Annotated in this window: 25 protein-coding genes; 12 read left to right on the top strand and 13 right to left on the bottom strand. The window is 57.2% G+C overall.

Going from position 1 to position 23,779, the window contains the following annotated elements; translation table 11 throughout:
• Nucleotides 1-174: 174 nt before the first annotated feature.
• Both HY298_10605 and HY298_10600 read left to right on the top strand, forming a co-directional pair.
• The gene (locus HY298_10605) at nucleotides 175-1,395 is read left to right on the top strand and encodes an AIPR family protein (protein ID MBI3850705.1); all 1,221 of its coding nucleotides are present in this window, start codon (nucleotides 175-177) and stop codon (nucleotides 1,393-1,395) included.
• On the top strand, nucleotides 1,385-1,615 hold the full coding sequence (locus HY298_10600; protein ID MBI3850704.1) for a DUF2188 domain-containing protein: 231 nt from the start codon (nucleotides 1,385-1,387) through the stop codon (nucleotides 1,613-1,615). The genes HY298_10605 and HY298_10600 overlap by 11 nt, the downstream gene beginning before the upstream one ends.
• 256 nt (nucleotides 1,616-1,871) lie before the next feature.
• On the opposite strand, the gene HY298_10595 is transcribed toward HY298_10600, so the two are convergent.
• Nucleotides 1,872-3,272: a pectate lyase gene (locus HY298_10595; protein ID MBI3850703.1), complete on the bottom strand. Its 1,401-nt coding sequence runs from the start codon at nucleotides 3,270-3,272 to the stop codon at nucleotides 1,872-1,874.
• A 17-nt stretch (nucleotides 3,273-3,289) separates the two neighbouring features.
• Entirely contained in the window at nucleotides 3,290-4,999 is a 1,710-nt protein-coding gene (locus HY298_10590) for an FAD-dependent oxidoreductase (GenBank protein MBI3850702.1), read from the bottom strand.
• Nucleotides 5,000-5,123: 124 nt separating this feature from the next.
• On the opposite strand from HY298_10590, the gene HY298_10585 reads away from it, so the two are divergent.
• The 4 genes from HY298_10585 (at nucleotide 5,124) to HY298_10570 (ending at nucleotide 7,881) form a co-directional block, all read left to right on the top strand.
• Entirely contained in the window at nucleotides 5,124-5,432 is a 309-nt protein-coding gene (locus HY298_10585; protein MBI3850701.1) for a hypothetical protein, read from the top strand.
• Nucleotides 5,381-6,058, top strand: a complete 678-nt coding sequence (locus tag HY298_10580; GenBank protein ID MBI3850700.1) for a hypothetical protein — start codon at nucleotides 5,381-5,383, stop codon at nucleotides 6,056-6,058. The genes HY298_10585 and HY298_10580 overlap by 52 nt, the downstream gene beginning before the upstream one ends.
• 843 nt (nucleotides 6,059-6,901) lie before the next feature.
• The gene (locus tag HY298_10575) at nucleotides 6,902-7,213 is read left to right on the top strand and encodes a hypothetical protein (protein MBI3850699.1); all 312 of its coding nucleotides are present in this window, start codon (nucleotides 6,902-6,904) and stop codon (nucleotides 7,211-7,213) included.
• A complete protein-coding gene (locus HY298_10570; protein ID MBI3850698.1) occupies nucleotides 7,162-7,881 on the top strand; it encodes a hypothetical protein in 720 nt (239 codons plus the stop codon). Before HY298_10575 ends, HY298_10570 begins: the two co-directional genes overlap by 52 nt.
• Nucleotides 7,882-7,949: 68 nt before the next feature.
• Here HY298_10570 and HY298_10565 read toward each other — a convergent pair whose 3' ends face one another.
• Together HY298_10565 and HY298_10560 are read right to left on the bottom strand one after the other, a co-directional pair.
• Nucleotides 7,950-8,489: a hypothetical protein gene (locus tag HY298_10565; protein ID MBI3850697.1), complete on the bottom strand. Its 540-nt coding sequence runs from the start codon at nucleotides 8,487-8,489 to the stop codon at nucleotides 7,950-7,952.
• A 20-nt stretch (nucleotides 8,490-8,509) separates the two neighbouring features.
• Entirely contained in the window at nucleotides 8,510-8,992 is a 483-nt protein-coding gene (locus HY298_10560; protein MBI3850696.1) for a hypothetical protein, read from the bottom strand.
• Nucleotides 8,993-9,322: 330 nt separating this feature from the next.
• Between HY298_10560 and HY298_10555 the strand changes: the two genes are divergently transcribed.
• From HY298_10555 to HY298_10530, 6 genes are all read left to right on the top strand, one after another.
• A complete protein-coding gene (locus tag HY298_10555; GenBank protein MBI3850695.1) occupies nucleotides 9,323-9,892 on the top strand; it encodes a hypothetical protein in 570 nt (189 codons plus the stop codon).
• Nucleotides 9,893-9,936: 44 nt separating this feature from the next.
• Nucleotides 9,937-11,472, top strand: a complete 1,536-nt coding sequence (locus HY298_10550; protein ID MBI3850694.1) for a flotillin family protein — start codon at nucleotides 9,937-9,939, stop codon at nucleotides 11,470-11,472.
• Nucleotides 11,473-11,493: 21 nt separating this feature from the next.
• Complete coding sequence (locus HY298_10545; protein ID MBI3850693.1) at nucleotides 11,494-11,730, top strand: PLDc N-terminal domain-containing protein; 237 nt, start codon at nucleotides 11,494-11,496, stop codon at nucleotides 11,728-11,730.
• Nucleotides 11,731-12,417: 687 nt separating this feature from the next.
• Nucleotides 12,418-12,648 (top strand): hypothetical protein, encoded by a 231-nt coding sequence (locus HY298_10540; GenBank protein MBI3850692.1) that lies wholly within the window; start codon nucleotides 12,418-12,420, stop codon nucleotides 12,646-12,648.
• Nucleotides 12,638-13,057 (top strand): type II toxin-antitoxin system VapC family toxin, encoded by a 420-nt coding sequence (locus HY298_10535; protein ID MBI3850691.1) that lies wholly within the window; start codon nucleotides 12,638-12,640, stop codon nucleotides 13,055-13,057. The genes HY298_10540 and HY298_10535 overlap by 11 nt, the downstream gene beginning before the upstream one ends.
• A gap of 4 nt (nucleotides 13,058-13,061) precedes the next feature.
• Nucleotides 13,062-13,295, top strand: coding sequence for a hypothetical protein (locus tag HY298_10530; GenBank protein MBI3850690.1), 234 nt, complete (start codon nucleotides 13,062-13,064; stop codon nucleotides 13,293-13,295).
• Nucleotides 13,296-13,344: 49 nt separating this feature from the next.
• Here the strand turns inward: HY298_10530 and HY298_10525 are convergent, their stop codons facing one another.
• The 9 genes from HY298_10525 to HY298_10485 all read right to left on the bottom strand — a co-directional run bounded on the left by HY298_10525 (nucleotide 13,345) and on the right by HY298_10485 (nucleotide 23,690).
• A complete protein-coding gene (locus HY298_10525; protein MBI3850689.1) occupies nucleotides 13,345-13,569 on the bottom strand; it encodes a hypothetical protein in 225 nt (74 codons plus the stop codon).
• A 96-nt stretch (nucleotides 13,570-13,665) separates the two neighbouring features.
• Nucleotides 13,666-14,529, bottom strand: a complete 864-nt coding sequence (gene mtnP / locus HY298_10520) for an S-methyl-5'-thioadenosine phosphorylase (GenBank protein MBI3850688.1) — start codon at nucleotides 14,527-14,529, stop codon at nucleotides 13,666-13,668.
• Nucleotides 14,530-14,718: 189 nt separating this feature from the next.
• The gene (locus tag HY298_10515; protein MBI3850687.1) at nucleotides 14,719-15,462 is read right to left on the bottom strand and encodes a hypothetical protein; all 744 of its coding nucleotides are present in this window, start codon (nucleotides 15,460-15,462) and stop codon (nucleotides 14,719-14,721) included.
• A complete protein-coding gene (locus tag HY298_10510; GenBank protein MBI3850686.1) occupies nucleotides 15,459-17,312 on the bottom strand; it encodes a BatD family protein in 1,854 nt (617 codons plus the stop codon). Before HY298_10510 ends, HY298_10515 begins: the two co-directional genes overlap by 4 nt.
• A 16-nt stretch (nucleotides 17,313-17,328) precedes the next feature.
• Entirely contained in the window at nucleotides 17,329-19,347 is a 2,019-nt protein-coding gene (locus HY298_10505; protein ID MBI3850685.1) for a VWA domain-containing protein, read from the bottom strand.
• 154 nt (nucleotides 19,348-19,501) lie between these two features.
• A complete protein-coding gene (locus tag HY298_10500; GenBank protein MBI3850684.1) occupies nucleotides 19,502-20,542 on the bottom strand; it encodes a VWA domain-containing protein in 1,041 nt (346 codons plus the stop codon).
• 48 nt (nucleotides 20,543-20,590) lie between these two features.
• Nucleotides 20,591-21,130, bottom strand: a complete 540-nt coding sequence (locus HY298_10495) for a hypothetical protein (protein ID MBI3850683.1) — start codon at nucleotides 21,128-21,130, stop codon at nucleotides 20,591-20,593.
• Nucleotides 21,131-21,201: 71 nt separating this feature from the next.
• Entirely contained in the window at nucleotides 21,202-22,161 is a 960-nt protein-coding gene (locus HY298_10490; GenBank protein MBI3850682.1) for a DUF58 domain-containing protein, read from the bottom strand.
• Nucleotides 22,162-22,709: 548 nt separating this feature from the next.
• Nucleotides 22,710-23,690 (bottom strand): MoxR family ATPase, encoded by a 981-nt coding sequence (locus HY298_10485; GenBank protein MBI3850681.1) that lies wholly within the window; start codon nucleotides 23,688-23,690, stop codon nucleotides 22,710-22,712.
• Between the last annotated feature and the right edge of the window lie 89 nt (nucleotides 23,691-23,779).

The following is a 23,779-nucleotide window of genomic DNA, read 5'->3' as shown; positions in this document are numbered from 1 at the left end:
TTTTTCGCGCGGGGGGCGCCTCCACCCCTCCGGGGTTCGGCTGCGCTCGGCTCGCTACGCTCGCCTTCGCTCCGCCTCACCCCGGAGGGGTGGAGGCGGAGAGAAGAAAGACAATTTACAGAAAGACTTTTACACCGACATTACACGCTGCGAGACAAGGATGGCCGTATACGATTGACTGGGGCTCAAATCGTCAACGGTCTCCAGACGGTTAAGTCCATCTACAATGCTGTCAGTTCAAAGGAAGTCTCCCTTGAAGATTTGGAGGAAAACTGTGTCGTCCAGGTTAAAGTAATCCAAACAAACGAGCCCACGTTCATTTCTCAGATCGTGCAGGCGACCAACAATCAGAACCCGATGTCGCAGCGCAACCTGAAAGCCAACAATCGGGAACAGAAGCAGTTGAGGACCGGTTTCGCATCGCTGACCCCGCGCTGGTTCTTTCAGGTCAAGGAGGGGGAGTGGGATTCACTTACGTCGGAAGGGAGTAGGTTTTTCAAGCAAGTGGTCGGCTTCCCACCGATGGAGTTCAAGCCTGATCCCGGCCGCAAAAGAGGACGGGTGATCGACAACCAAGAAGCTGCCAAGGCATGGCTCGCATTCATCGGGTTCGCAGATCTCGCGGGCGACCGCGTCACCCATTACTTTGCCGAAAGCGAGGTTTACGAGATCGCATTTACGATGCGACCAACGGATCTGCATTGGCGGAAGTTCTCCGAAGTAAGAGATTTCGACAGCGGCAGGCGCGATACGCTCGAAAGCCAACAAGGCAACGCTTCACAGTACTTATTGGGAGTTCTGCTTTGGCAGTTTATCAAACATTTCGTTCCTTCCGCCCAACGTTATCGTGAGGAAGGACTCGACGAAGGAGTCAAAGCGGGGAAAATCCAGAAAGCGAGTGGAAGCTTTACAAGTCCGCCGTCAGAGCAGGACGCTTATCTCGCCACCAACCACACCTACCAAACGTGGCGGTTGATGGCAAACATGAAGGAATTGCTTGTCGAAGCCGCGTCTCAAATGTTGGTGCAGAAGTATGGACCGCTCACTGCCCATGTTTGTCCGCAACTTCTGGAGGCTTTCGACGCGAAGGAGTTTCTTGCGACAGGTGACGTGCGGGAGGTCACCCAGGGGATCTCGACTGCATCTGATCTCGCAAAGGAAGCGGTGTTTTCGCGGATTTGCGGGTTCCTGCGACACGTTTCCGGGCAGTTTTGGGAAGAGAAGCAAAGGCAACTCCTCTCAACTTCCCGGCTCAGGACTGTTCTCCTGCGGCGCGAGATGGCAGCAGATTTCAAGGCGAAGGTTTGGGAAGTCAACCAGCGAAAGAATCTCGATAAGCCGTGGAAGCCTGAGGGAACGACGTTCATCGAATCTTTACCCACTCTTGGCGTCTGAGGCCGAATCTACGGCAAGAGATCGCTTCAATCATTCTCCTCTCGCACGTCATGAGAAGAACAAATGTGTCGGCTGTCACACCGCGAGCATTTGGTACCAAAAGCACCAAACGTCTGACGACGTTTTCGGCCAGCAAAGCAAAGCGATTGCGGCTGGCCGTGACATTGCCCGCAACCAACATTCCGAATTGCGGATTCAAGGCCGCGACACCCTCACCTGAATTGAAAACTACCTCACCCCGGCCACCCATGAACCTGCCACCGCAGCACCCACCCCTGACGCCTCCCAGGAGGGGAACAATCCACCGCGCACTGCTCCCCTCCTTGCCCTGTGGAATAGCGATCCTGACTTCCCGAGTTCCCGAAGCGTTTATTCCACGGGGCGAGGAGGGGCAAGGGGTGGGTTCAGGGGCTCGATTCGCTTACTTTGGTTCGTGGATTCTCTCCCCCGATGGCGGAGAGGGAAGTGCTGGTGTGCTACGGAGTGCAGAGGTTGTTGAGGTATTCTTCGAGGTTGGTGTAGGCATCGCCGTCCCGATCGGCATTTCGGTCGGCCGGATCGTTCGGGTTCAAGCCGTGCGCTTTCTCCCAGGCGTCCGGCATTCCATCACGATCCTTATCTGCCGGCGCCGGCGCGCTGCGGAGCACGGGCCAGCCGCCCACCTGATCTTGCGAATCGATCAATTTGCCCCGGCGATTGCGAACATCCTCGATCACACGTCGATCCACCGCATCCCGGTGCAACGAGGCGCCGGCACGCGATAAGACAAGTTCCGCGGATTCGGTGGCCGATTGGGTCTGCGGCAGGTTGGCGCCGAGATCAGGCGCCGAGTCCGTCTTCCAGTCGGCGAGGGTGCCGCGATACAAGTATTTAGACGGCGGCTTGAGCCAGCGTTTGAAGTCGAGGGCGGCGTAGTTGTCGCGCGTCAGGTCTTCGCGTTGCTCGAACACGTTTCCGCTCATGTGGCCTTTGGCCAGATCAGGCAGGCCGCCTTTCATGGCAATGGGTAGTCTTGCTGGATCAGTCATCGGGCCGGGACGGAAGAGATTGTTGACGCAGTTGATGAAATGGTCGGCGAAGTTGGCGGTGCCACCGGCGCTCCAGTTGTAGATGACGTTGTTGCGGAAATCGACGATGTAGCGGGGCGGTGCTTGCGCGCTGCCGAGGGTCGGGTGACGGTCGCGGCATGTCGCAAATAAATTGTGATGGAGGGAAATGTTGCCGGACAGGTCGCGATACGAGGCGCACATCGCGTGCTCGCCCTTGTTGTGCAGACTCTGGTTCAGCGCCTCGCTGAGGATGCACCATTGCAGGGTAAAGTTGCCACCGCGACGAAGATCGTGAGTGCCGTCGATGGCCCAACTCAGCGAGCAATGGTCCAGAATCACGCGGTCGATATCGTCGGTGTTGAGCGTGTCGTCGCCGCCTTTCGCGCCTTTCTCCTTGTTCTGATCACCGAGGCGGCAGCGCAAGTATCGGACGATCACATTCGTGGCGTTCTTGATCTGGAAGGTGTAATCCTTGAGCGTGACCCCGTCGCCGGGCGCCGTCTGGCCCGCAATCGTGATGGAGGACTTATCCAGCACCAACTTTTTCTTGAGTTCGATGGTTCCCGAAACTTCGAACACAATCGTCCGCGGTCCGGTCGCGGAACGAAATCCTTCACGCAGTGAACCGGGACCGGAGTCGCTCAAGTTCGTCACGATGAAAACGTCTCCGCCACGTCCACCCGTGGCGAACCGTCCGAAACCTTCCGCGCCCGGAAAGGCAACGATCTGCGCTGAATATCCGACCGACGCGAAGAGGAGGAAGGATATCAGTATCAAGGCAACGCTCCACAGAGGGAAGAGTCCGACATGCAAGCGAAAGAAATTCATAAAGTGATTGCGGGAGTTCACTCGAACTTCAAACTCCACTTTCTTCGTTTGGCTGGCGGCTTGCCTTTCCATTCGAGGATTTGTTTGTCGGCCAAAAGTCTTGTTTGCAGCTTTTTGACATCCACCTTCTGCACGGAAGTGTTTTCGTCAATGGCGAAGCAGGCTGCCGTCGCAGCGGATTGACCCAACACCATGAACACCGGCTCCATGCGGATCGATCCATACGCGATGTGCGTGGCCGACAGGCAAACGGGCACGAGGAGATTTTCACACTCGCCGGCTTTGGGAACGATCGAGCGGTAGGCAATGGGGTAGGGCGAAAAGCCGCCGACCTCCACGTCGCCCTCATTTTCGACGCGTCCATTCTTCACGATGCGCTGGCAGTTGTGCGAATCCATCCCATACGCGGCGAGCCCTATGGAATCTTCGGCCTTGGTGTCACCACGACAATTGTGCTCCGTCATGACATAGTCCGACATCATGCGGCGCGCTTCGCGAACGTAGAGTTGATGCGGCCAATGGTCGGTGTCTGCAAACTCGTCCTTGGCCGGTCCCCATTCCTGCATTTCCTTGCCCAGGTTTTCCGGCACGCGCGGACTGGTGGCGAGGAAATACACAAACCCGCGAATGTAATCCGCGTGCTCCCTCCAAATCCGTGCGCGTGTGAAGTAGTCGGCGTCCGGATAATTGAAGTTCATGCCGATGAAATCCGTGGAGAACCCGCCGTTGTTGTTGATGTCAGTCTTGCCATTGGGCATCCAGATTGGATTCCAAAACTCGCTGAGTTTGGGCGTGCGACCGGCCGCGACAAGCGCGTCGAGGTAACGGTCGAGCAGTTCGTATCTGCCTTCATCATATTTTTCCGGTCGCGGGTGTGGGAGACGGTTCAGCGGATTTTTCGTGTAACAAAGGCGGAAATTGTAAGCCTGCACACAACGATCACTTGTGCCGGTTTGCCCGACGGGTCCGTTCTGAATCAACGGCAGCAAGCCGCTGGTCGGATCGCCCAGTCTGACGTAGGGATCGACAGGCACGGTGAACTGGTGTTTCGGCGTGACCGCCCGCACGCCATTGAGTGTCTCGTTGAATTGCGCATTGGCTTCGCGCCCGACCGAGAAAGTGACCGCCGCCTTCGCCATCAAATCGCCTTCGTAGCTCGCATCGATGAACATCTTCGCGCGAAAGACGTTGCTGTTCATCATCGTGATTTCCACAATGCGACCTGCGTTCCTTTTTGCGCGGGCAAGACGTTGCTGGAAGTGGACAGGCACTTTGGCCTCCTGGGTCATCTGGAGCAGAATGTTCTCGGCCACGTGCGGCTCGAAGGTCCACATCGTTGCGTCCGGCTGCTTCAAGTCATCAAGTTTATTTCGGCCCGCACCCTTGGCGAAATACTCCTCCGGTTTTTCGAGCGGCCACGCTTCCGGCTTTGCGTAATGGCGCGCCACGCGCTGGTAAAACTCGCGCGCGATACCGCCGATGGCCGCCTTGTTGCCGATATCGGTCGCCCCCAACCCGCCCGAAGTCATGCCGCCCAGATGATTGCCAAATTCCGCCACGACGACGGTCTTGCCCATGCGCGCCGCTTGCACGGCGGCCACCACGCCGCCTGCGGTCCCGCCATAGACGCACACGTCGGCTTCAATGGTTACCGCAGCATGCGATTTGGTTGCGCAGACGATGACAAAACAACCAAGTGAGAATTGGATGATTGATCTCGAGATCATAACTCGGAGGTCCAGTTTCCTCAAAATTGTAATCGTTGTGAAGTTCATTTGGAACATCCCCCGCAACTTGACAGCTCTGGTGGGCGTCTTGATAATTTCCTCCAAACAATACCCACGAACCACCATGAAACGACTTCTGTTTTCACTTTTCGCAGTAGTGATGTCTGGAAACGCGATGGCTGTCGAAATTGACGGCGAGAAAGTGGAGACAACGGAAATCGTCCAGGGCGACTTGCGCGTGCTCTTTCGTGACAACTCCCAATCGCCCAGGATTCTGAGCGGCGTTGATTCGCTGTTCAACACGCGCGCCGCAAAGGTTTTTGACGCTTATGATCCTGATTCGCCGGGCGCGTCCGCCGGGTTGAATTTCGAGCACATCACGTGGCCAGCGCCTTCGCGCCGCGTCACGGGAGATACACGCTCTACCGCCTGAAGGACGGTCGCTCCGCCGTTTTGCAACGCTTGCGCGAGGATTGTCCCTGGGAAGTCTCGAACACGCTGAAGTACACGGTGACCGCGCCTCACTACATCGATGTGGATTTCCGCTGCACGCCGCACAACAGCCGCATGTTTGGCGGGCGCGGTTGGGCGGTTTTCTTTTTTGCCGATTACATGAACGATGTGGCGGACGTGCCGCTTCACTTTCTCGGCGTCGAGTCCCCTGATGCGAAGGAGCAATGGATTTCCGCCGACGGCCCGAAAGGACATCCGGACTGGAACGGCGGCGGAACGTATCGTCAACAGAATGCGGCGGATCTCGAATACGACGCGGACCACAATTTCAAACTGAACCTTTGGAGCTATGATTATCCACGTTTCACCAAGCCGTTTTATTACGGACGCGCCGCCAACGACATGGTCTTCATCATCATGTTCAACAAATCTTTCGTGGTCGCGGATGAAATTCGTTTCAGCATTTTCAAATTCAAATTACCAAAGAAGCAACGGCCAGCCTGGGATTTTCAATACGTCATTCACAAGGTCGAGGAGAACAAGGACTATGGTTTCAAAGCGCGCGTCGTGTGGAAAAAGTTTGTCAGTCCGGAGGATTGCCTGTAAAGGGGTCGGTTCTTGGTATTGACAACTGTTGATGGGCGGTTCACTTTTCCATCCATGGCGCGCAAGTTACGAGTGGAATATTCGGGAGCGATTTATCATGTCATGAATCGCGGCGACCGCCGGGAAGATATTTTCAAAGACGACAAGGTCGGGAGCGCTTTCTGGACACTCTCGGCGAGGTATGCAAGAAGACGGGTTGGCAGGTTCATGCGTTGTGTTTGATGGGGAATCATTTTCATTTGGCGAAGTGAACCGGGATAAGCTGAGGTGGAGGTTTGCTTTCGACGAATCCAAACTTTCCTGACTATCGGTATCCAGCAAGATTCCCATCCAACAAAAAAGACCTCGTTCATAAGAACGAGGCCGTGTGAATCAATAATCCTCCGGCATCAACACGGTCGTGACCGCGCGATTTGCTTCGGTGATGATCCAGAATTTCGTGCCGTTTTTTGTGTGATAGACCGAGAGGAGACGAAAGCCCTGTTAGAGCGACAACTCGTTCTCCTGACGATCTTCCTCGCCGACAACGCCCCAATCGTGGCCCACAAGTTACGAGTGGAATATCCGCGGGCAACTTATCATGTCATGAATCGTGGGGATCGGTGGGAGCCGATTTTCCAGGACGATGCCGACCGCACGCGCTTCCTCCAAACCTTGGGCGAAGCCTGCCAGCAGACCGCCCAATGCAAATCGCTCAAACGGTTTGCAACTCATACTTGTGGAATTCATCGTCCTCAAAATCTGCACGGTTGTGAGGCTGGTTTTTTGAAAAGCAGGCCGCCAGCTTGACACATTTGCCGGAGTGTCCTCATACTCGCACTCAACCAACCGACTGTGACGATCATGAAGCGCCTGCTATTTTTGTTTGCTGTCAGTCTGGTGGCTGTACGCCTTGGCGCGGTGGAAATTGACGGCGAGAAAGTGGAAACGGCGGAAATTGTCCAGGGCGATTTGCGAGTGCTCTTTCGCGACAATTCCCAATCGCCCAAAATCCTGAGCGGCGTTGATTCCCTTTTCAACACCCGCGCCGCACAGAACTTCGACGCCTATGATCCCGATTCGCCAGGCGCGTCCGCGGGTTTGAATTTCGAGCACATCATCTCGTGGCCAGCGCCTTCGCGCCGCGTCACGGGAGATACACGCTCTACCGCCTGAAGGACGGTCGCTCCGCCGTTTTGCAACGCTTGCGCGAGGATTGTCCCTGGGAAGTCTCGAACACGCTGAAGTACACGGTGACCGCGCCGCATTACATCGATGTGGATTTCCAGTGCACGCCGCACAAAAGCAGCGCTTTTGGCAAACGCGGCTACGCCATTTTCTTTTTTGCCGACTACATGAACGACGTGGCGGACGTGCGGCTTCACTTTCTCGGCGTCGAGGCTCCTGATGCGAAGGAGAAATGGATTTCTGCCGACGGACCCAAAGGACATCCGGACTGGAATGGCGGCGGGACATATCGTCAACAGAAGGCCGCGGACTTCGAATACGACACCGATCACAACTTCAAGTTGAACCTCTGGAGCTACGATTATCCGCGTTATACCAAACCGTTTTACTTCGGACGCGCCGCGAACGACATGGTCTTCATCATCATGTTCAACAAAGCCTTCGCTACGGAAGACGAAATTCGTTTCAGCATTTTCAAATTCAAACTGCCGAAGAGGCAACGCCCGGCCTGGGATTTCCAATACGTCATCCACAATGTCGAGCAGAACAAGGACTATGGTTTCAAAGCGCGGGTGGTTTGGAAAAAGTTTGCCAGTCCTGAAGATTGCCTGGCTGAGTACGAGCGTTGGGCGGCGCAGGTGAACAAGGGAAGGTAGCGGTGTGGGCTGAAGGAGTTCGTTTCCAAAGGACCCGCCTGCTTTGGGTCGTCCGTTTGATCTGCTGATTATTTCTTCTGCCCTTGGAAGCCCCGCTTTTTTACCGGCACAAATTGAATTCCGTCGGCCACCACAAAACCTTTCGTGCCCGCGTTGGAAACCGTGACCGTGGTCAGTTTTCCTTTTGGCAATCGGAACGTGCCCAACCGCGCAAAACCCTTGTTGGCCTTGGTGCGTTGGTCAACCGAAAGTGTGACCCTGGCAAGGTTCTGGACGGCGATTGTGACAGGGACATTGCGGGCACGATTTTCATGCGGCGGAGAAATCAGTATGATTTCGTAGTCGCCATTTTCAGGAATGTCCGGTGTGTAAACGAGGCTCACCTCGCCTTTGTTCGCATCGTTGTCTTGCAAAAAGCCAACGCCGAGATGTCGGACATCGTTTGTGGAAACCTCAACCCACGGGCCTCTCCTTTCTCCTTGAGTGTCGTCGAGCACGATGCCTTTCAACCTTTGGGGATCGATGGACGGGCCGGTGACACAGGCGGTGAAGGCGACCAGGCACAAGATTAACCCCGCGAAAAATGTTCTCGCATGAAACCGTCGCATGGCGTCCGCGTCCGAAGCTCTTACCTTGAGTTAAGCGACGGTTGTTTTTCCCGCAGCGGCGCGAAGTTTCCCTGTTCGCAGCAAACAACAAATCCTTCCGTCACGGTTTTCAAGTCCTCCCAGCGTGCGCGGATTTTTTCGGCTTCACTGTTGTTGATCTCATTGTCCGAGGCGGCGGCGGCGATCACGGCCAGCAAATCCGCGAATTCCTGAACGATCTTGTTCGTGGCGGGAATCAGGAACGTGGCGTGCGGCCGACCGGTCTTGGGATTCACGATGAAAAAACCGCCAGCCCGCTGGCAAATCCACTGCACAATCCGCTGATCGTTGCAGGAACGCAGCAGCGCCTCGATGCGGTCAAGCGGGTTGGCCGTGCCGCTGCCGCCGCTCTCGTCCGGCTCGGCCCATTTGTAAATCATCGAGAGCGAAAGGCCCAGGTCGGCGGCAACCTGTTTGGCGCTGCACTGTTGAAAAACTTCGCGCAGGAGTTCATGGGATTGCATGAGCGCGAGGGTAGAACAGGCATTTGGCCTGTCAACAGAATGCTTGTTGATCGCCTCCAGTAACTATTGCGTGTTGTTCAACTGCTACAAACACACGGCCAAATTATAAATGAAACCCGCGCGCGGATGTAGTTTGCTACTCGTGAAGTATGAACCGTCGGGCAACATCCAAATTGTATTCAGATCACTCCGGAGGTTCACAACTATCTTGGTGGTGGGACGTCGGCTGCGGCGTTGTGGAGTTGTTGTTTGACGGCCTGGACGCGCTTTCGGGCTTGCTAGACTTGGCGGATGTCTTTTAACTAACGAGCAACTAACACCGGAGAACTTATGGACCTTTTCTTCATCTACCTCATCTGTTTCGGCGTCGGGTTGCTGTTTACCATCGTTAGCGCTTTCGTGGGTCACGCGTTTGGCGGGCATGATGTCCACGCGGATATGGGCGGTGGCGCGGAGGGTCACGCCGAGGCGGGCTTTGACAGCCAGGACATGCCAGGCTTTTCACCGATCAGCCCGACGACGATTGCAGCGTTCATCACCGCATTTGGCGGTTTCGGTATGATCTTCTCCAAGTTTGGCGCGACCCAGAGTCCGTGGATCAGCGCGCCGCTCGCGACGCTCGGCGGTTTCGGAATTGCGCTTGCGGTGTTTTGGTTGTTTCGCGCGGTGTTCAGCAAAACTCAGAGCAGCAGTGAGTCGCGCGTGGCCACTTTGGTCGGACTTGATGCGACCATTATTTCGCCCATTCCGCAAAATGGCGTGGGGGAAATCGCCTACATCCAGAGTGGGAGCCGGTACACCGCCCCCGCCCGAACCGAAAGCGGCAACGCTGTCCCCAATGGCAAAGTCGTCAAAATCAGCCGCATTGTAGGCACACAATTTTATGTGACGGTCGCCTGATGGATTTGTTTCAACTCACAACCCTGAACCTTCAACTCTAAATCATGATGAATACACTTCCGCTACTCGCTCAACTCAACATCCCCGGTGGCTGGGGCGTCGCCGCAGTTGCCATCGTCGGCATCGTCATTGTCATTTTCATTTTCATCATGGTCTGGGCCAGCCGCTACACGAAGGTCGGCCCGAACGAAGTCCTCGTTGTCTCCGGGCGCAAACACAAGTTCACCGATCCGGACGGTACGGTAAGCGTGCGCGGTTTCCGTATCGTCAAAGGCGGCGGCACGTTTGTGGTCCCGGTCATTGAGAAGGTGGACATCCTTTCACTGGAACTGCTGACCATCGATGTGCAAACGCCGGAAGTTTATACGAGCAAGGGCGTGCCTGTGAAAGTCGATGGAGTGGCGCAGATCAAGGTCAAGGGCGATGACATTTCCATCGCCACCGCGGCCGAGCAATTTCTCAGCAAGGGTGTTGAGGAGATCAAGAACATCGCCATGCAAACGCTCGAAGGCCATTTGCGCGCGATTCTCGGCACGATGACCGTCGAGGAGATTTACCAGAACCGCGACGCCTTCGCCTCCAAGGTCCAGGAAGTCGCCGCCGGCGACATGGCCAACATGGGTCTTGGCATTGTCAGCTTCACGATTCGCGACATCCGCGACACGCAGGGCTATCTCGAAGCGCTCGGCAAACCGCGCATCGCCCAGGTCAAACGCGACGCCCAGATTGGTCAGGCTGAGGCGGACCGTGATTCCATGATCCGTTCAGCCCAGGCGGCGCAGGCCGGGCAGGAAGCCAAGTTTCTGGCGGATACCAAAATTGCCGAAGCGCAACGCGATTATCAATCGAACGTGGCGCAATATCAGGCGACGGTGAACGTGCAAAAGGCGCAAGCCGACCTTGCGTATGATTTGCAGAAGTTCAAGACCGGCCAGCTCGTCAAGGCGGAAGAGGTGCAGGTACAGATCATCGAGAAGCAAAAGCAAATCGAGTTGCAACAACAGGAAATCCTCCGCAAACAACGCGAGCTCGAAGCGATGGTGCAAAAACCCGCCGATGCGGAACGTTACAAAGTCGAGACGCTGGCCAACGCGCGGAAATTCCAACTCGAAACCGAGGCGGCTGGCGCGGCATCGGCGACGAAGGCCACGGGTTTTGCAAGCGCCGACGTGGTCAAAGCGACCGGCATTGCGGAAGCCGACGCGAACAAGGCGCGCGGCTTGGCTGAGGCTGCCGTCATCGAAGCGCAAGGCAAGGCAACCGGCGAAGCCATGCGTGTCAAAGCGGAATCGTTCAAGCAATACAACGAAGCGGCGGTCATCGAGATGATTGTGCGCGTGCTGCCGGAGGTCGCGGGTCGGATCAGCGAACCGCTGTCGAAGACGGAGAAGATGGTCATCATCAATGCCGGCCCCGGCCCTGGCGGTGGCGCGAGCAAGCTGACCGGCGACGTGACCACGATCATCAGCCAATTGCCACCGGTGCTGGAGAGCTTGACCGGTGTGAAATTTGAAAAGCTGTTGGAGCAAGTCCCCGCGCTCAGGAAGGCCATGGGGAAGGGTGAGAAGAGCGACGAATAAACTCTAAACGAAAGGAATAATATGATTGCGGGATTCATGGGTGGATGGGAATTGCTGCTATTGTTTCCGATATTTGTGATTGGTTTGCTCACCACCATTTTTTGGATCTGGATGTTGATTCATGCGTTGACGAACAAAGGTTTGCGAGACATGGAGAAACTGATCTGGGTGGTGGTCATCATCTTCACGCATTTTTTGGGCGCGTTGATTTATTTCTTTGTTGGGAGACCAAAAAAGAGCGACGCGGTCACAACCTAGAGGCGAGCTGAACTCTCCGATTCGACCAGCGCGAGTGTGACGGTACTCTCAGTGTATGGACTTGCAGCTAGAAACTAAAATCTGTCCGATGTGCGCAGAAGTGATTCGCGCTGCAGCCAAGGTTTGTCCTCATTGTCGCCATGTGCAACGTCGGCCGTTACTAACGCCAACACTACAGATGTGGCTGGCTTTCCTACCGCTCTTGCTGATGATCTTTGGCGGGCTGTTTTGGTTGGAAAGTCTTTTCGGGCATGGTCGAGACTTCAGGATTTACCAAAACCAACTCGTGGTGGTGGATTCAAAGATCCATTTTAGTACCTCTACCAACGGCAACTTCATTTCAACAATCGGAACACTCCGAAACGACAGTCCTTACGGTTGGAAGGACGTTCAGTTAGAAGTTCAATACTTCGACCGAGGGGGAAACCTTATTGACACACGGACCGAAAGCCGAGTAAGCGAAGAGTTGCCCGCTGGGGCCGTTCACGCCTTTCGGCTTCGAACACAAGCGGACAGATCTGAATCTGAATATATCAGCCATAAGGTTTTTGTTCGTTCTGCCAAGGACTCGCGGAAATGGCCTTAATTCTTTGATAGGTTCATGCGCCTCTTTGAAGCCATCATTGACACCAATCAACGCTGCGCTGGCTATTTCAGGTTGTCGGAGGTAACCTGTGGCCGAAGTTTATGAGCACCACGGAAGCCATTCGGGAAAAAGTCGCCGCGCTCCCGCCGAAGAAGCAGGAGGAAGTGCTGCATTACGTCGAGTCGCTCAGCGCATCGGCAACGGAAGTTAAAAAGACCGGCGAGCCTTATGAGTGGATGAAAATCGCCATGTCAATGAACTTGGATGGGCCGCCTGACTTGTCGGAGCATCTCGACGACTATCTCTACGGAGATAAAAAGAATGCCTGGTAATCCTTTCTTCCTCGATTCCTCCTACGTGATTGCGCTGGCCCAAGCGAACGATGGACATCACCGCCGGGCGACGGAATTGGCGGTCTCGGTCGAGCATGGGAAGATTGGGGTGGTGACAACACGGGCCGTGTTGCTGGAGGTTGGCAGTGCGCTCGCAAAGACCAGAGTAAGGCGCGACGCCATCCGGTTGATTGATTCGCTTCAGAATTCCACGCGGGTGGAAATAGTGCCGGTGACGGAGGAGATCGCAGCCCAAGGTTGGAGTTTGTTTCGCGAGCGGATCGATAAAGAATGGAGTTGGACGGATTGCATTTCATTTGTCGTGATGAAGGAACGCAGATTGTCGGACGCGCTCACGTCCGACCAGCATTTTGAACAGGCAGGTTTTACTGCGTTGTTGCGCCATTGACGTAATGCGCCTTTTTGAAGCCATCATAGACGCCAATCATCGCGCGCTCGCGGGCGATGAGACCGCCGGTCTGCATCCCGCCGACTTTGCAGATTCCCTGCGGATTATGGCCCTGACTGGCATTGATGCAGGATTGAATCCTTTGATATCGGAAGCGCTCAGCGTGCGGGAGCAGGCGTGCTTCTGGCCGCCCGGACCTGGCCAGCAGGGTGCTCAATGCCGCGCGATCATTCGGTAACTGGTTCCGCCCGGGAGACGCCCAGGCTCTACGTCGGACGGGTAACTCGTCAAGCGGCGGAGAAGCTTGCCCGCTCGGTGTTGCTTGGCTCGCGGAAATCGCTGAGCTTGCCCTTTTTTACGGAACCGTCCTTGAGCTTCAACGTGATTTGCGGCGGCCACCCGGCGTTGGCTTCGATTACGTTTTCCACCACGCCCGTCGTGCGGGAAAGTCGATGGACCATGATTTCGCCGAGATAACCTTCGCCGGTCGCAGGGATTTTGGTTTTGCCCATGTCCGCCAGTGTAGAGGAATTCCCAGCGGGTTCAATGTCCGAATGGAGTTGTCGGGTGAGAAGAGCGATTAACGCTAAGAAGCATGGATTGGTGTTTCAGAGATATTTCCTCAACAGCGGCGCAAGTTCATTCTTCGTTTTTGCCGGCCAGAGCTTCTTGTCAGTCAGGATGGCGTTATGGAGCGCCTCGTGACAGGGCCAGGTGGGTTTCTGCGGAATTCGTGGGATGACGTCCAACACGATGGCCTTGGCGGTGGCGGCGTTGCGCATCAGATTGGCGATGACCATTTCCACGGTCACGTGTGCTTCGTCCACCTTCCAGCAATCGTAATCGGTGATCATTGCCATCGTGGCGTAGGCGATCTCGGCTTCGCGGGCGCACTTGGCCTCGCCGAGGTTCGTCATGCCGATGACGTCGTAGCCCAGCTTGTGGTTGGTGATGGATTCAGCGCGAGTGCTGAAGGCCGGGCCTTCCATGTTCACGTACGTGCCGCCGTCGTGGACACGGGCCTTCTGGGCACGAGCGGATTTCAGGAGCAACTGCCGCAATTCCTCGCAGATCGGGTCGGCGAAAGCGATGTGCCCGACGATACCGCGTCCGAAGAACGTGTGTTCGAAATCGCGCTTGGTTCGGTCGAGGAACTGGTCAATGAGCACGATGTCGCATGGCTTGTATTTCTTCTGGAGCGACCCGACGGCACTGACGCTGATGATCCAGGCGACGCCGAGCTGCTTCATCGCCCAGATGTTGGCGCGGTGATTCAACTCGCTCGGCAGGATGCGATGGCCGCGAGCATGGCGTGGGAGGAAAACAACTTCGCGTCCGCCAAGCGTGCCGGTGAGAAACTCATCCGACGGCGCACCAAATGGAGTTTTGAGCTTCACCCATTTCTGGTTCGTGAAGCCCTCGATGTTGTAAAGCCCGCTGCCGCCGATGATACCGATGCGATGTTTTGCCATGGGCGGGATTCTTAACCGCGAAAGGTATGAAACACACGAATAAATTCTAAGAGGGCTGGATGCTCGCTTTTCCAGTTAGAACGACACCCCCTCACTCCGTCCCTCTCCCCATCGGATGGGGAGAGGGTGGCCGAAGGTCGGGTGAGGGGATGCTTTTTTTCTTTCTTGAAATCCCTTATGGCAATCATTCTATCTCGGACAAACCAGCCCCAACTCTTTTTTCTCCAACCAGCCAGCGCTCCGACTCGTCCGGACAAAGAAGTAATTCCCTCGCTTTCGCACCCAACGCACAGGCTCTCCCGGTGCAAGCTGAGTCAAGGTCTCGGCCTCAAGCGTGGGAGTGAGTCGCAGAGCCACGCCTTTGCCGGTCACAAATCCGAGGTGCGAACGTGTCCAGACGCCGACCTGCACGGGAACGCTGAGGAGCAGCGCCACCAGCCCGGCGGCTGCCAACGCCTGCTGTAAGTTCGTGCGACGTTTTCGCAAAACTCCCGGAACGATAATGATGCCGACGGTAAACCACAGTGCCAGGCTCGCGATCCACGCCCATGCATTCGCGGAGAGCCAGGTTGAGGGCACCTCATACCACGCCAGTTCAGGCGATGCGAGTTGCGCGTTCTTCCGAGCAAACTCCAGGTTTGATTTTGCCGCGCGGTTGGCCGGATCGAGCCAGCGCGCCTGTTCCCAAGCGAGCACTGCCTCGCCCACGTTGCCGTTCTGCCACTGGGCCAGACCGAGATTCTGCAACGCGCCGGCGCCGGGCTGTCGTTGGGCGCACTCACGAAAAGCGCTTGCGGCTGCAATGAAATCTTTGACGCGATACGCCTCAGTGCCACGTTGAAAGCATTCCTCCGGGGACTGACCTGAGCCGTTGAAGAGACCAAGGCCCAGAAGCGTGACTGTGAGAATTGCCATCCGAAGCACGGCGGTCACAACTTCTCCTCCAGTTGGTCGAGCACGCGCTCGATTTCAGTTTGTCCAGCCAGCAGGTCGCTCGAAGCTGCCGGCTTGGTGCTGAATCGGGCCGCGTCCGCTTTATCAAACAGTTCACGGACGGTTGCGCCCGCCCGGCCTTTTTGATCCTTTTCGCTCAGCAACGACAAAACATCCGCGCCAACCAAGGCCCGCGGTTCTGCCGGAAAGTGTGGTGCCACCGCCACACGCATTGCTTTCACGCCGCAACTCGCGATCCCTGCCGCGTCACTTTGGCTGATAGCGTTTCGGAGTTGGCGTCTGGCCCGGCGCAATTCGCGTCGCGCCCGTCGCCGCACCACAATGTCCGGATGCCGTTCAAGAAAACGTCGCCGGCGATCCCATCCCCACAGCGCCAGGAATCCCAGCACGGGAGCGATTTGCAAAAACGGAAACCATTTTCGCAGCGGCAACGGCACAAGGCTAACAGTAGTTGCGCCGGGTTTGGTCGCCAGTTCGCTCAGGCGCAGTTCCTTCTCACGGCGCGCCGGCGGCGCCTCCGCTTGCGCTACGGCCTGAGTATCGGTTGGTTGTTGACTGGGCTTCGCTGTCAGCGGCACGGACGGGATCGTCAGGTCTGCGTAAACGGCGCGGTCGGGGTCGAAGTAGCTGAACGGCATCGGGGGAGTGCCACGCACGTCCACGGAGGTCGGGATCAGTGTGAAGATGAATGTGGCGAAGCCCCGCGCCTGGATCAGTTGCGGGATTGCGTTGTCGCTGCTCGCGGCAAAAAGCTGCCAACCTCCTGACTGCGGTGGCGTGGGTGGCAGCAACCGGGTGAGATTACCCTGGCCGCGAATCGTGACGATCAGCTTGACCGGGTCGCCTGCCCGGACAGCGTTGGAGGCGAGCGTCGGCGGGTCGATGGCAAAACTTCCGATGGCCCCGTTGAATCCCGGCAGTTCACCCTTCCTCGGCAGCGGACGAACCCGCACCGTTACCGGATCGGAGTCAACCAGCGTCAAGGTCGGCGGCAAAGTGGCGACGGTGACCGAACCCGTGATCGTAATTGATCCACCAAACAAATTGTCTGACAGAAAACCCTGCGCAGCGAGCGGAAGTTCCCCGACGGTAATGGGAATGATCTCGGTCTCGTAAATCAAGGTCGCGATGTTTGTGCCGTTCACCGTTCGCGTTTCAATGCGCTGCCGCGTGAGGCTTCGATCCATCATGACCCCGTCCTCCCTGATCTCCATTTGCGACAAACCCTGAACCACACCCGGCGGCATGCCGGCTACCGTCACGCGCACTTTCACCGATTGCCCGACGAAGATGTTGGTGGCCAGGATTTGCAATGCGAGCCGGGGTGAGGTCATTGAACCGATCGTATTTGTGGCCACGACCTGCAATTGGGCGGCGGGAATGCGAACCGGCCGGCCATAGGCTTGAACTGTAAATGCCGGAATCGTAAACGTGCCGGGCTGCTCGCTCCTCGCGCGAAAATTGAAGGCGCTGAACGGTCGCAGAGTTTGGCCGAACACTCGAAAGGTCTGTCCCCGCGCGCTCGGATGCAGTTGTAATCCACCTGAGGCCGGCGTTTTGTCAGGCCAGTCGATGGAGTCGAGCAGCGCGTCCAAAGCCACGCGGTACGTGGCTTCTTCGCCCACCCGAACAAGCGGGGGGTCGAACCTGGCCACCACTTGCGTCGGTGCCGCGGTGATGATCGGAGGTTGTGACTGCATCAGCGTGATCAACGGGTCAGGCGCGTTGGAAAGCTGCGCGCCAGCGCAATGAAAAATGAAAAATGAAAAATGAAAAATGAAAATAGCGCGGGTCCTCCGGCCCGGCATTTTGCATTCTTCATTTTGCATTTTTAATTGGTTGTTGTTACCAGGTTCGCCCCGTTCGGTCTTTCGGCCTGCCCTCAATTCCCTGAGCGATCGGAAGTCGCGCATCGCCGCCCAATTTGAAACCGTCGAGCAGTTGCCCCGCCTGCTCTGGTGAAATCTTCATCTCCTGGCCTTCACGTCCGGGCGGTTCCTGTGTTCCCGGCTTTGGTCCGAATGGCTCATCGTCCTCGTCCTCACCCGGCCCAGGACTTCCGTCCGGGGCCGGCAGCTTGCCCTTAAGCGCCTTCAATGCCTCGCCCAATGCACCACTCTTCTGGGCAAGGCACATCTTCGCAGATTGCAATTCACGCAAACTATCCACGAGTTTAGCGATGTGGCGATCCACGACATCGGCGTTATGCCGGGCATCGGCGTAATCGTTCTTCAACTCGACCGCGCTTTTGAAATCTCCCGAAGCGCGCTGCCATTTCGCCAGAACGTTCCCATGCACTTCCATTGCGCGCCGAACCGCGGCAGTTGCGGCCTTGAGTTCCCGACGCACGCCTCGTCCGCGCCGATACGCTGCCAGCATCTTCTGCAAATCCTGGCTTGCCAGCGCCTCGGTCGCCGCTTGAACCGCTCCGTCGGCGGCGAGCGCCGTCGCCTGCGCCTTCGCAGCGGTCGCTTTACCGGCGGGAGATTTTTTCAACTCGTCCACGCCCAGCGCAAAACGCGCGAGGCCGAGGTTGTAAAGCGTCGGCGGTTGGAGATTTTCCTTCTGGCTCGCCAGGGCCGATTCAAACAACGGCTCTGCATCGCGCCATTGCTCGTCCTTCAGCTTGCGAGTGCCCGCATTGAAGAACTCGCGCCCCGTGGAATAAACAACTCGCGCAGCGGCGTCAGCTTGGAGCCAGGTATTCCACGGGGCAAGCGGCGTAACCGGAATCGTTTGTTTCGCGTCCGCCAACCCCTGCGCGACTGATCGATCGGCGCTCGATTCGGCAAATGAATTTGGTCCGAACGCGGCAAACGCCAATGCCAGGCCAGCCGAAACCACTTTCGTCAATGCACGTCTCCGGGTTCCGATCAACGATTCCATCACGACCAACAACAGCACCGCCGCAACTGGAACATGAAACCGCTCGATGGCAAATCGCCGCGCTCGCGCCGAATCTCCCCTCACGTCCATTGTTTCAATCGCCGAACTCACTTCGATCAATCCTTCGCCCACCGGTCCAAGCGGATGATAGCTTCCTCGCGTGGCTTGGGCAACTGCCCGCAGCGTCGCTTCATCCAAACGGCTGCGCACAATCGCGCCCTTTGAGTCGCGGAGGAACGCGGGCTTGCCTTGCTCGTTCAAGACCTGGATTTGCGCGCCCGCCGGAGTGCCGACGCCGAGCGTGAATACCACGACGCCGTTGGTTGCGAGGTCTTGTGCCGCACGGATGCCGCCCTTCTCCAAATCCTCGCCGTCTGTGATCAGCACCATCACCTTGCGGCGATCGAGCTTTTCCATTCCCTGAAACGCCTCGTTCAGTGCGCGTCCAATGTCCGTGCCCGGCACCGGAATCGTTTTCTCGTCCAATGCAGTCAGCGCGTCCTCGAACGCGCCGTAATCAAACGTCAGCGGGCATTGCAGGAATGCCTGCCCTGCGAATGCCACCAGCCCGACACGCCCGCGCCCTCGGCGCTGCACGAAATCCAGAATGGCCAGCTTCGCGCGCTGCAGCCGATTCGGCGTCACGTCCGCCGCCAACATGCTCTGTGAACAATCCACCACGAACATGATGTCCTCGCCGAGCGATTGTCCGGCGTTTTCCTGTTCGCCCCATTGCGGTCGTGCGAGCGCCAATCCGATGCCCGCCATGGCCAGCACGAGCACTGCGTGCTTGAACGCGCGTCGCGCCGGACTGTGCGACCGCGTCAGGTCACCGAGGAATTTCGGCGCGGCCAGTTGCGCAAGCTGCCGCCGTCGCGCCCAGGCCGAGTAACGATGCAATGCCACAAGCGACAAAGGGCCGAGCACCGCGAGCCAGAGCCAGCGTGGTTCGGCGAGTTGAGGTAGGGCGAAGTTCATGGGAAGAAAATCCGAAATCCGAAGCTCGAAATCCGAAACAAATGCGAATGCCGAAATCCGAATGCTCCAAACCCAGCGCACCTGTTTCCTTCATTTGAAATCCGGAATTGGGATTTGTTTCGGATTTCGGATTTCGGATTTCGGATTTTTATCTTCACGGTACCCTCCGCATTCTGGTGTTGGCCAGCGCCAGTTCCAGCCCGAACAATCCCAGTGCCACCAGCAGCGGCCATTGGAACAGTGGCGTGTAAGTTGTGAAGCGTCGCAGCTTCACCTCCGTGCGTTCAAGCTGATCAATTTCGTCGTAGATGTTTTGCAGCTCGCTCCGGTTTTTGGCCCGATAAGATCGCCCGCGAGCAAGTTTCGCCATTTTGTCGAGCACCGTGTAGTTGGCGGGTTGCAAGGTGAGCGTCGGAATTGCGTTGCCGTTCGGATCGAGTTCCAGTTTTCCCGTGGCGGGATTGAACTTGGGCAACTGACACGGCTCTTCAATTCCGATGCCGATGGTGTAAATCTTTGCCCCCAACGCAGCGGCGAGTTGCGCGGCGGGCACGGGATCAATCTCGCCTTTGTTGTTGTCGCCGTCGGTCAGCAGGATGATAATGCGGCTCTTGCTGTCCTTCACGGATTTGAGCCGCTTGGCCGCTGCGGCAGCGGCGTCGCCGATGGCAGTGCCGAGTTCGCGAATGATTCCCACATGCAACCGATTCAACCCCCGCGCCAGCCAGTCGTGATTGAGCGTCAGCGGGCTGACCACATACGGCACGGCGGAAAAAGCGATCAACCCGATGCGATCATTGGGCCGACGACGAATGAAGTCCTCGATCACGGACGATGCAATGTCAAAGCGTGACACGCGCTCGCCCGGCTTGCCCATGTCGAGCGCCATCATGGACCACGACAAATCGAGCACCAGCATGATGTCCACGCCGCTGACCTGCGTTTCGGTGCGGTCGTTCGCAAAACGCGGTCCAGCCAGCGCGACAATGAGCAAAGCCACCGTTAGCAATCGGAGAAACAACAATAAGCGCCCGGCCGCCGCACGCGCCGCCACACCCGCCGCCCGGGCAATCTCCGCGCCCGGAAATCGCAGCGCCGACAATTTGCCCGCGCTCCCGACAAACAAAGCATAAACCGGCAACAACGCCAGCAACGCCAGCACCCACGGATATTGAAACTGGAAGCTCTCGCTCACGCGCTGCTTAGTTGATGGTTGATAGTCCCAACTATCAACTCTCAACTATCAACTATCAACTTTTCTTCCCGCCCGACGGGCTTCGGCCAATTCAACGAGTTCCAAGGCCCGGGCGGGCGCGCCAATTGTCGCCCCACCAACTGACGGCGCAAACTTGCGCTCATCACAGCGACGCAGAAAATCGCCAGTGGAAGTCGCAAGCTCCGATCCGATTTGTTCATTCGCCGTAATGGCCTGGCAAAACTCCGCAGTGGTGAACTCGCCCGGCGGCAAAGCGAAAGCTGCGGCGAAATAGCGGCGCACAGCTTGCGACACCTTGCTCAAGACCACACCGTCTTCGGTCAGGTTGCGCAGCCCTGCCAACTCGTTTCGCGCCTGAACTTCCGGCGGAACGATGACTGGCGGCTTCGGTCGCAGCGCGAGCCACACTACCAACCCGGCGATCAGGAGCACAGCCAATCCAGCGATGCAGACACCCGCTGTGTGTTGCTCCCAAAACGTCGGTGGGATTTCGGCATGGGGCGGGCGCAGCGGTGGGATGTCGTTGGTGAGTTGAGCGCACGCAACCAAAGGCAGGCTGCATAACATCCGAATTCCAAACCAAGCCGCACGGCGGAGCGGCTTCTGACTTCTGGTTTCTGACGTCTGACCTCCGATGCTCATCCCCTTCTCCTCCCTCGTCGCAGCTCAAAGAAACTTTGCAGTGTTTGAGCAAACGGTTCGGCGGTGTTGAAGCGTAGCGTCTCGACTCCGGCGCGATTCAACGCGCGATCCAGTTCCGCCAGGCGGTCGGCGTTCGTGCGCGCGAACCGTTCGCGCACCGTGGATCGGGCGGAATCAATTTCCAACAACTCGCCCGTCTCCGCGTCTTCAATGGTCAACAGGCCGGCGTCGGGTAACGAGCTTTCGCGTGGGTCGTGCAGGTGCAGACACACGAGATCGTGCCGCGAGTTAGTGAGGCCCAACTCCTGAATCACGTCGCGCTGGGGTTGGAGTTCAAGCTTCAGCTTGTCCGGAAGCACGCTAAAGCGTGAACTCCAACGCTGCGCATCGCCGTAGCTATGCAAGAAATCCGTCAGCAGAAAAACCATGGCGCGGCGACGGACGACGTGATTCAAAAAGGTCAGTGCCGCCGGAATATCTGTGCCGCGCTGGTTCGGCTCGTGGAAAAGCATTTCCCGGATCACCCGGAGTATGTGGCGACGTCCCTTGCGCGGCGGCAGGAACAATTCGATCTGGTTCGTGAACAGCAGCAGCGCGACTTTGTCCCTGCTGCGCGTGGCTGAGATGGCGAGCGTGGCGGCGATCTCGGCGGCGAATTCCCGCTTGCTGCGGCGCAATGATCCGAACGCCGACGACGCCGAGATGTCCAGCGCGAGCACCATCGTGAGTTCGCGTTCCTCGCGGAAACGCTTCACGAACGGCCGCCCCATGCGATTGGTGACGTTCCAGTCAATGTCGCGCACGTCGTCGCCGGGCATGTATTCGCGCAGTTCCTCGAAGTCCATGCCGCGGCCCCTGAAATGGCTGAGGTAAGCGCCGACCATCATGTCGTTCACGATGCGGTTGGTGCGCACCTCCACGCGGCGGACGGATTCAAGCAGTTCGGTGACTGTCATCCTACATCTTGCTAAAAGCTCTTCGATTGTTAGATGGCACTTTCATGACGCTTCTTGCTTCGGGCGGGGAAGAGAACTCCCCCAAGTAAAAATGCTCCGACGAGCATGGCAAAAAAACCGGAGACTGCCGGCCTTGTGTCTGAACGCCCCCCATAACCTACAACTTTCCCGATTGCGTGCTCGAATACGCCCCGGTCACAGGAATCTTGGTGAGTCCCTACCAAGGGTCTGACCACCGCCTCCTTCAAGTCGGCCACAGTATACATGCTCTGATCCGGCAAAGTCACTTGATTCGTCCACACTTGCCAAACCGCGTCGGCGAGTTCCGTTCTGCTGTATGTTTCCTTTATAGGAAATGACTGGAGCTGCTTCTTATAGTAGGACAACGTGGGGGCGTTCGTGAGCGCGCGGGCAAGTGTATCAAGGAGACAAAGACAAATGCCGCCGATTACTAAGGCTAGACTAAATAGCAGACGCATACGATGTGGGTTGCGGGTTAACAGTTCGAGGACAAACAGATTTCATTTTCGTTTTCTTCTTCGTTTATTTTACGGCACGGGCACGGTGTTGAAAACTTTGTTGATGATAGCGTCACTTGTCACCGCCTGCGCCTCGGCTTCGTAGGTGAGGATGATGCGATGCCGCAACACATCCGGGCCGATGCTCTTCACGTCTTCGGGTGTGACATAAGCGCGGCCCTGCAACAACGCCCACGCCTTGGCGGCCAGTGTCAGGTAAATCGTCGCGCGCGGTGACGCGCCGAACTGGATGAAATGTTTCACGTCCAGCTTGTATTGCTCCGGTCGGCGCGTGGCGAACACCAGATGCACGATGTAATCGCGCACCTTCTCGTCCACGTGGATTTGATCCACGACCTTGCGCGTTTGCAAAATCTCGGCGGCAGTGACGACGGGTTTAATCTGGGTTTCCGGCGCCGTGAACGCCATGCGGTCGAGAATTCTTCGCTCTTCATCGAACGACGGATAATCCAGCACCACATTGAACATGAAACGGTCCACCTGCGCTTCGGGCAACGGATATGTGCCTTCCTGGTCGATGGGATTTTCTGTCGCGAGCACGAGGAACGGAGACGGCAGCGGCATCGTGTCGCCTCCTAGCGTGACCTGGCGTTCCTGCATCGCCTCCAGCAATGCCGATTGCACCTTGGCTGGCGCGCGATTGATTTCGTCGGCGAGGACGAAGTTGGCGAAGACCGGACCTTTCGTCGCGTGATATTTTCCGTCCTGCGGATTGTAGATCAGCGTGCCGACGATGTCGGCGGGCAGCAGATCGGGCGTGAACTGGATGCGATGAAACGAGGCCTGAACTGCCGCGGCCAACGTGCGGACGCAAAGGGTTTTCGCGAGACCGGGTACGCCTTCGAGCAGCACGTGCCCATTGGCGAGCAGGCCGACGAGCAGTCGCTCCACCAATTGTTCCTGTCCGACGATGACGCAGCCAATTTCGGCGCGCAAAGTTTTGATCCAGCCCGCCGCAGCCTGCACTTGTTCGTTCAACTCGTTGTTCATGAGGCGGTGAATTTAGGCTCGCCCCGTGGAATAGCAATCCTGACGTGGCGAGTTCCTGAAGCCTTTATTCCACGGGGCTTGCCCCGTGG

It is taken from the genome of Verrucomicrobiota bacterium, assembly GCA_016200005.1.
GTDB lineage: Bacteria > Verrucomicrobiota > Verrucomicrobiia > Limisphaerales > PALSA-1396 > PALSA-1396.
This window is presented reverse-complemented; position numbering and strand designations above follow the sequence as displayed.